General features: G+C 59.8%; 7 protein-coding genes and 2 pseudogenes. 4 read left to right on the top strand and 5 right to left on the bottom strand.

The window, feature by feature from the left end; genetic code table 11:
- Window positions 1-782: 782 nt before the first annotated feature.
- Window positions 783-933, top strand: a pseudogene (locus JQ627_RS35455) (IS701 family transposase); the annotation flags it as partial.
- 111 nt (window positions 934-1,044) lie between these two features.
- Here JQ627_RS35455 and JQ627_RS35450 read toward each other — a convergent pair.
- The 3 genes and pseudogenes from JQ627_RS35450 to JQ627_RS35445 all read right to left on the bottom strand — a co-directional run bounded on the left by JQ627_RS35450 (window position 1,045) and on the right by JQ627_RS35445 (window position 2,470).
- On the bottom strand, window positions 1,045-1,260 hold the full coding sequence (locus JQ627_RS35450; RefSeq protein ID WP_212488976.1) for a hypothetical protein: 216 nt from the start codon (window positions 1,258-1,260) through the stop codon (window positions 1,045-1,047).
- Between the two features lie 343 nt (window positions 1,261-1,603).
- Window positions 1,604-2,039: pseudogene (locus JQ627_RS39870) on the bottom strand (IS5/IS1182 family transposase); the annotation flags it as partial.
- A 197-nt stretch (window positions 2,040-2,236) separates the two neighbouring features.
- Window positions 2,237-2,470 carry a hypothetical protein gene (locus tag JQ627_RS35445; RefSeq protein ID WP_212488975.1) on the bottom strand — a complete coding sequence of 78 codons (234 nt, stop codon included), beginning with the start codon at window positions 2,468-2,470 and terminating at the stop codon, window positions 2,237-2,239.
- A gap of 854 nt (window positions 2,471-3,324) precedes the next feature.
- On the opposite strand from JQ627_RS35445, the gene JQ627_RS35440 reads away from it, so the two are divergent.
- Entirely contained in the window at window positions 3,325-3,558 is a 234-nt protein-coding gene (locus tag JQ627_RS35440; protein ID WP_212488974.1) for a DUF6894 family protein, read from the top strand.
- Window positions 3,559-3,916: 358 nt separating this feature from the next.
- Here the strand turns inward: JQ627_RS35440 and JQ627_RS35435 are convergent, their stop codons facing one another.
- Window positions 3,917-4,351 carry a hypothetical protein gene (locus tag JQ627_RS35435; protein WP_212488973.1) on the bottom strand — a complete coding sequence of 145 codons (435 nt, stop codon included), beginning with the start codon at window positions 4,349-4,351 and terminating at the stop codon, window positions 3,917-3,919.
- The gene (locus tag JQ627_RS35430; RefSeq protein ID WP_212488972.1) at window positions 4,351-5,223 is read right to left on the bottom strand and encodes a formylglycine-generating enzyme family protein; all 873 of its coding nucleotides are present in this window, start codon (window positions 5,221-5,223) and stop codon (window positions 4,351-4,353) included. Before JQ627_RS35430 ends, JQ627_RS35435 begins: the two co-directional genes overlap by 1 nt.
- 250 nt (window positions 5,224-5,473) lie before the next feature.
- On the opposite strand from JQ627_RS35430, the gene JQ627_RS35425 reads away from it, so the two are divergent.
- Both JQ627_RS35425 and JQ627_RS35420 read left to right on the top strand, forming a co-directional pair.
- Window positions 5,474-6,382 (top strand): DUF4399 domain-containing protein, encoded by a 909-nt coding sequence (locus JQ627_RS35425; protein ID WP_212488971.1) that lies wholly within the window; start codon window positions 5,474-5,476, stop codon window positions 6,380-6,382.
- On the top strand, window positions 6,372-7,694 hold the full coding sequence (locus JQ627_RS35420; RefSeq protein WP_212488970.1) for a caspase family protein: 1,323 nt from the start codon (window positions 6,372-6,374) through the stop codon (window positions 7,692-7,694). Before JQ627_RS35425 ends, JQ627_RS35420 begins: the two co-directional genes overlap by 11 nt.
- Window positions 7,695-7,876 lie beyond the last annotated feature (182 nt).

Below are 7,876 nucleotides of genomic sequence, written 5' to 3'. Positions count from 1 at the left end.
CATCGCGACCCGACGACATCACTGGATCCTGTTGAAGAGACGTTCAACGATATTTGGACCCGGTAGGCGCACGGGCGACTTTCGCAGGGATCACGGCCAGGCGCTATTCCTGATGACGGATTCTCTGATCGAATCCGCGTCGTGGCCACCGCAGCAGTCCCTGCTCAGTTGCGACTGCAGGCGCGGGACATCGGTCCATGGAGATCGTGATCCTCTCACACTGACGCGGACCATTTATGCAAACCTGTCGGATGAGACGATTCATGCCGTATCGTGCATTGCTATCGCCGCCGCCAGCTTCAGCGGTCAAGCGATCGGACTTGATACGAACCCGCCGCAGCGACTGATTGTGCGTCCGGCCGTACGGTGTGCCAGCGCTCAACTCTGCGAACGCGTTTGGCGGATCCGATCTTCACTGAGATCTACGGGTCGCGAAAAATCGTCCCGTTCTCCGCAGTGGTCACAGCCGTGTTGCTCGTCCGGCGCCGCGGCCCAATAGAGGGTTCAATCAAGTTGCTAACAACCGATTCATTGGTCGCGTCACCGACGGGATGACCTTTTTTGAGGAAGGCTTTACGACGGTAGCGCGCCGATCCGATCGAACGCCGTGCAGATGTCGGCTCACGGAGCATTGCTTCATTTCGCTCCCGCACGGCAACCGCGTCGCGTCAGGACAGCAAGGCTGACATCAATTCCGGTGCGGCAAGCCACCGGTTCGATAGTTCATGGCCTAACGCTACCTTGGTGGATTGTTGGCCGGCGATCGCAAAAGGATTTCCTCAATGATTCATGGATGGTCGGCTCTTGGAGGGCTGACCATGGCGGAACGGCGAAACGAACTCGAATGCTGGCTGAAGCCATTCCCGGATCGGCAGGTCACAAGACCTGGCAGGGGATGTGTCCGATTACGTTGCGGGATTGATCGGCCCTGGTGGCTAGGCGTTCAGCCGATGGCGGAACACCTTGCAGCGGGGCGCTGTACCGTGATCAAGTTGTACCCGCACACCCCCGGGGCGCAGCCGGGAGTGTGCGGGCATCCAAGACTTAGCCGATCGAGCTGACGTTCGCCTGAGCGAGCAGCTGTGTGAGGTTTGCGCTGCCGCCATTGCCGAAGACGCTGAAGCCGCCGACGGCAACACCAACCTGCGTAGCAATCTGCGGCTGTACGACGATATTGCCGGACAGGTTGCTCACGTCGAATAGCCCCCCACCAGACACGGCTTCGAGTTCCATATCGATCAGTTCACGTACTTCATTCATGAATCCCTCCTCAGGGTTGCGGGGTGAACAACATCCAGCTCAAAGCAAGCCAGTGCCTCACTACGCGTGTTGATACTGAAGGATGGTTCTTCTATCTGTGACAGACATCACGGGTGCCCGACGGCGGCAGTCAGCTTTGGCTACGATATGGCCCGTTGGATCCATGCTGTGTGCGACTTTTGCTCCCACGGCGCTTCTGAATCATGTGGCATAGACACTCGCATGTCTCGAACGAGACTGGCTGTCTCAGGCACGACGTGTAAGGATTAAGCGCGGAGCCAACGCTCATTTTGCGCAACAACCCGATCGAACGCGAGTGAGGTGGCCGCGAGCGCCATAGGGCGAAGCTTTCCACGACATTGCGAGTTCGGTAGAGGCATGGGAAAAAACCAGCTTGGCCTCGCGGTTGCTGTTCGGCCGGATGTTGGCCTAGGCGCCCCTCCTGATTGCGAGTTCTTTGATCTAAATCGGCTTCGCAGCCACGGTCGACAAGCAATGTTGACTAGCCCTGAGGCGAGACAGGAGCCTCCCGGCAAGCCGATCCTCCTGGGCGCTAACGCGGGCTGGATTGGTAACGACCGCATGAATGCTGTGCGTTAACCCACCCCGTGGAGCGTCCCATCGACTGAACTCTGTTCCGGGTGATGCACGCTCTATGCTGATCTACGCCGACAATCGCGGTGTCGATCATCATCTGGACAGCGGCATTATTGGCCGCGGCAAGCGCGTCCATGACATTGGCTCCGCACGCTGGCCCACCGCCAGCGAACGAAGCGGTCGCTGGCTTGGGCGGTCAAGCGATCGGAATGGACACGAACTGGCGCGCCGCAGGATGAGCAACAGGTACGCTCGTTGGGCATCGACACCGTGTCGAGACACCGCCTTGAGCGACGGTGCCCGTATCCATGAGATTATCGATTGAATTCGTACCCGAACACTCTCGGGAGCGGGAAAGGAGTGTTCGGGCACCCGCGATTTAGTGGATAGAGCTGAAGTTCAGCTGACCGAGCTGCTGTATGACACTGGCGTTATTGCCGATAGCCACACCAATCTGCACGGCAATGTTCTGCTCTATGACGATGTTGCCGAAATGGCCGAGATTGCCAAAGCTGAAGGGCCCGTGATGCCCATGATGTCCATGATGCCCATGATGATGCCCGTGATGCCCTCCACTCACGGCGTCGAGTTCTGTATCGATCAGTTCACGCATTCCACTCATGACTCCCTCCTCGGGGGTTGCAATGAACAACATGTGGCTCGAACCATACTGGAGGGTGACTTTTCCATCTGTGACGGAGATCACGGGCAGCCATGGCAACGCGCTCACGAGCCATCGCGAAGATGGCCAAGCAAATGGGGAAGCAGAGGAAGGCAATTCTCCAGATGTGAGCGCCGTCACGGAAGATTCGGGTCGATCTCTTCATCCTTCGGTTCATGGCTGTATGGCTCGGCCCAAAACGAAAGGCGGCGAGGAAAACAGATGAACCTGAACCACTTTTTTAGTCTTATCATCTTCGCGATCGGAGCGCTGTGCTTTGTGGCGTTTATGACCACCCTAAAGCCACCGCTTTATCACTCAGAGTTGGCGGTGGGTTCTATTTATGCCCGCGGGGTAACGACCTAGGCTAGCCGATAAATATAGAAATGCTTGTACGGCCCTCTGGGTCAATGGCGGGGCAATTCGGTCCCGCCACCATTGATAGACAGACCTCCCAGCCTCTTCCCTGCATCAGCAAGCACTGCAAGATGATGCCGCGCTCCGTTGCAATCTCTGCCGTCAATGCGCCCGCTTCCAGCCGAACCCGACGGGACGCAGGTACGATCGACAGCTGCCGCGGAGGTTTCGGCTGCTGACAGAGCAGGCACGGCTGACACCAGCCATTGGCCTAACGCAGACGTTGAATCCATACCTTGTCCGTGGATGTGTGGCGTACGCGATCACGGTTCCGCGGGCCACCAAACCGCGCAATGTGCGGGTGATCACGGACGATCCGCTTTGCGGCCTAGTATGACTCCGACATGCAGGGTCGGGCTTGCTGACCCGAATATTGCCAGGAGGCGTACATGACTCAGGTCTATTTCCATTGCTCGAACACCAAGGGAGTACTGATGGATCGTCGCGGTACATTCGTATCCGACCTGATCGAAGCGTGTGAGGAGGCCACCCGCAGGGTGCGATCTCTCGTCGCAGCCGCCAACCTGGAAGATTGGCGTCAGTGGGCCCTGCATGTCAGCGATGAGGCCGGCGACGAGATTTTCGTTCTGCCGTTCGCATTCGTGCTCGGCCATCCGCACTGAGAGAATGCCATGGTGTCAGAGCGGCCATCATTCATACTTCTTCGTCAGGGGGTGAATGCGCTCACGACAGCAATCATCCGGCGTGCCTTCGCGGGAGCGATATTCGCCCAACGGCACTTCCGTCGCAGCCCGAACACAATCTCAAGAACAGCCTGCGGCTCCAACGGCACATTCGGGAAAGACCACGTGAAGCTCTTGCCTCCCAGGATCGTGCACGCCTCTCTAATGGAGTTTGCGGATGAGCCGGAGCGGCCGAGCCAGTCGCGGCCGCAGCAGCGTGTGTTGGCGCGGGCGCCGGAACCATAGCCGTCACGGACAGTCGCGCGGCGAGCAAGCAGCACTTCGGAATCGCAGCGCTCTAAAGTCGCGCGCGATCGGCCGCCTCGGTCTCCACCGCTTTGCCGATCAGGAGATTGATCGGAACGTCTTGTCCGCTGCCGCAGGTCAGCTGCCCCGAACCTGATGATCCAGATGCGACGATGCGGCATTGATCCTCGTCCATGATCAATACGCCTTCCAGCCGCCCGGAGGACACTTTCAGCTGCAATCGCGCCTGCTTTTGCTCTACGCCATTGACGCTGCACAGACCGACGTGGCGCAGCGTGATCGTCCCTGAATATTCCGTACCTGGACGCTTAGCCGTTTTCGCGAGATTTCCCGTTATTTCCCATTCGTGCAGATAGCCGATTTGCCCACTGGCGGAGTAGGACTGCGCCCGAGCGGCGGGGGCTGCAGCAAACAACACAAGTATCGCCACGACGATCGCGCGCATTGTTTCCGCGCGCGGCATCATTACGGCAACTCCCGCACGACGCGAAAGCCGTTGGCGTAGTAACGCACGTCGACGTCGTAGCGAAACCTCGCCGAAGATCTGACGTCGCTGGCCTTGCTGAGGAAGTTGCCCCCGCGCAGCACCCGCAGACGGCAGTCGCCCGACGTCCAAGGCGACGCGTCCTTTGGCGCATTGCGATAGGAATCGTTCCAGCAATCCTCGACCCATTCCGCAGCATTGCCAGAAGTGTCGTAGAGCCCAAAGCCATTTGGCCGGAACGAGCCCGTTGGCACGACCTGCTGCTTGATCGGACTGCCACAGCCGTCGCACTGCGCATGACCCGCGCCGGCCTCTCTTCCCCACCAGAACGGCGTTCTGGTTCCCGCGCGCGCGGCATATTCCCATTCCGCTTCGCTGGGCAGACGGTATTTCTGCCCGGTCTTCTGCGACAGCCAGGCGACGTACAGCTTGGCGTCTTCCCAGCTGACATTGATCACTGGGCGGTCGCCACGCCCCCAACCGTGATCCTCGGGGCGCACCTTGCACGCGCCGGCATCGGCGCACGGATCCCACTCCGCGAATGTCACCTCGCGGCGCCCGATGGCGAAGGGCTTGCGAATGCTGATTAGGTGCTCGGGCTTCTCATAGGGCGTGTCATTGGATCCCATCATGAAGTCTCCCGGCGGCACAACCACGAGCTCAGCGCAGTTATCACAATCGCGAAACAGCTCTCCCGGATCCAGACTGGCGCCCTGTTGTTGAGCCATTCTGGTGTCGGATGGTGCGGACGGTCGGTCGCCAGACGGGCCGCTGCTCAGCCCTCGCTGCGCGCTTGCCGCAGCACTTGCAAAAAGCGCTGTGAAAAAGATCACAGACAAAACGGCGAAATTCATATTGTGATCTCCGGTCGGCTCGAACGATCGGGAGGATGCACACGTCACATTCAATTCGCATAGCATGCTTCATTCGGCCGCGACCGGCAAGGTACAGTCGCGGCACGGGATTTTGGTTTACATTGGGCGGCAAAGGAATATCGTTTTATCCCCGTTCGTTTTGGACGGACATATTATCGATGCTTGCAATTAATCAGATTCCCGCGGGCCCTGCGGTCCAAGTTGTGCTCTATGCATTGGGAAGATTGCGATGATGCAACGATTGCTGATATCCGTTCTAGTTCCATTTATCGGCGGTTTGATGCACTGCCACGCCGCACAGGCCCAAGCCCAGACGGGCGGACCGACGCCTTCGCCGCCCGGGGCGGGCGTCTATTTCATCGGCTTGAAGGATGGCGACACGCTGCCAACCAAGACCACTTTACATTTCGGTCTGCATGGCATGGGCGTTGCGCCGGCAGGTTCGGACCGCGCCAACAGCGGTCACCATCATTTGATCGTCGACTCGCCGACGCCATCGCTGAACGCTGAGATTCCCAACGATTTCCAGCACCTCCATTTCGGCGCGGGGCAGACCGAGGCAGAGGTTTCGCTGACGCCCGGCGAGCACACGTTGCAGCTGGTGTTCGCTGACAAGAACCACGTTCCGCATTCGCCGCCGGTGATCTCCGAGCGGATCAAGGTCAAGGTAGCTGACCAAACTGGCCCCGCGGTGGCTCAAGCCGCTCCTGCGGCGAGCGGACGTCGTTCCGCCCCGAAGGATGCCAAGGTCTATTTCATCTATCCGAAGAACGGCTCCTATATTTCTCAGAACCCGGTTATCCGCTTCGGTTTGTTGAACATGGGCGTGGCGCCGGCGGGCTTCGACAAACCCAACACCGGCCATCATCATTTGCTTGTCGATGCCGAGTTGCCTCCACTCAACCAACCGATCCCGAACGACTTCAACCACCTGCACTTCGGCGCTGGCCAGACCGAGGCGAAAATCACGCTCCCGCTCGGCCAGCACAAGCTGCGCCTGCTGTTCGCCGATTTTGCCCACGTGCCGCACGATCCAGCTGTGTTCTCCGAAGTCATCAACGTTACAGTGACGGAGAGCGGCCAGCCGCCGAGAAAACGCAAGTACCGCAATCGCCCCTGGCGGAGATATGGATATTAATGCAGCGATGAAACCGCGCCGGCACATGATCTACGTGCTCTGCCTCATCGTCAGCGCGATGTTCGCCGATGCGGCCGCAGCAGAGCGACGGGTCGCGCTGGTGGTCGGGATCTCCTCCTATACGAACGCACCGAAGCTGACCAATACTGCCAACGACTCCAAAGCAATCGCAACGCTGTTCAAATCCATCGGTTTCGACGTCGTCATTTCACGCAACGATCTCGGCGTCGTCGACCTCAAGCGCACTGTGCGCGAGTTTCTCATTACTGCAGAGAACGCCGATGTGGCGGTGGTCTATTACGCCGGCCACGGCATCGAGATCGGCGGCATGAATTATCTGATACCGATGGATGCCAAGCTGAGCCACGACTACGACGTCGACGATGAGGCTGTCGCGCTCGATCGTATCATCTGGGCGCTGCAACCGGTACGCCGCCTGCGTTTGATACTGCTCGACGCCTGCCGCGACAACCCGTTTGCGGCCAAGCTGCGGTCCGCAAGCCGCTCGCCGACCAGAGGCGGGCTTGCGAAGCTTGATGAAATCAGTGCCGATACGCTGGTGGCCTTCGCGGCGAGGGCCGGCTCGATTTCCTATGACGGCGACGGCGTGAATAGTCCCTATGCAGCCGCTCTGCTCCGACACCTTGCCGAGCCCGGTATCGACATTCGGATCGCGCTTGGCCGCGTGCGCGATGAGGTCATCGCCATGACCGGTGGACGGCAGGAGCCGTTCATCTATGGCTCACTCGGCGGCGCGACGATCTCGTTAGTGCCGCAGCTCGGTACAACCAATGTCGCACCGGTACCGCCCCCTCCGCCAGTTTCGTCGCCGGCCCTGCCGAAGCCGGCCGTAGCCAATCCGACGCTGCCAAGCGCGCCACCGGCGGTGAAGGCGGAACTCCCCAAGCCGCCGCTTCCCGCGGAGCCGGCCCCCGAAATCACGGACCCCTGTATCCGCGACGAAGCGAGGCTGGCGCGTCTGCGCGCCAACCCAGCGCCGGACGAGATCACCAGCTTCCAACGCGAGGTCGCCTGCAAGCGGCTGCGTTCACAAGTACAGCGTCTGTTTGAGAGTGTTGGTAGCAGTACCGCCCTACCTTCCGGCGGAAATGCGGCGCCGCAAGCGGCTCAGAAGCAGCAGGCACAGAATGAGTCTGTCCGTTCCGAAGATACTTGCACCCGCGACATGGCGCGGTTGCTGAACCTGCGCGCTGAACCTACGCTTGAGGCGATCACCAAGTTCGAGAGGGAATTGGGCTGCGAGCGGCTCCGGTCCCAGCTCCGGCGATTGCGCGAGAGCCTCGGTCCTTGATCTTGTCAGGACACAGCAGGATATGTCCATGACATTTCTCGATTGAAATTTGCGCCCTCACACCCGGGAGCAGTCGAACGGCGACATTCGCCCCAGCGCGTCGCTGCTAAGATCAGTCGCGTTCGAAGATTTTGGCGCCAGGGTAAACTCGCCGGGCGTACGTAACGACCAGCTCCCGGTCC

It is taken from the genome of Bradyrhizobium liaoningense (assembly GCF_018130785.1).
Classification (GTDB): Bacteria; Pseudomonadota; Alphaproteobacteria; order Rhizobiales; family Xanthobacteraceae; genus Bradyrhizobium; species Bradyrhizobium liaoningense_A.
Note: the sequence above shows the minus strand (reverse complement) of the source record. Positions and strands in the feature narration are given on the sequence as shown.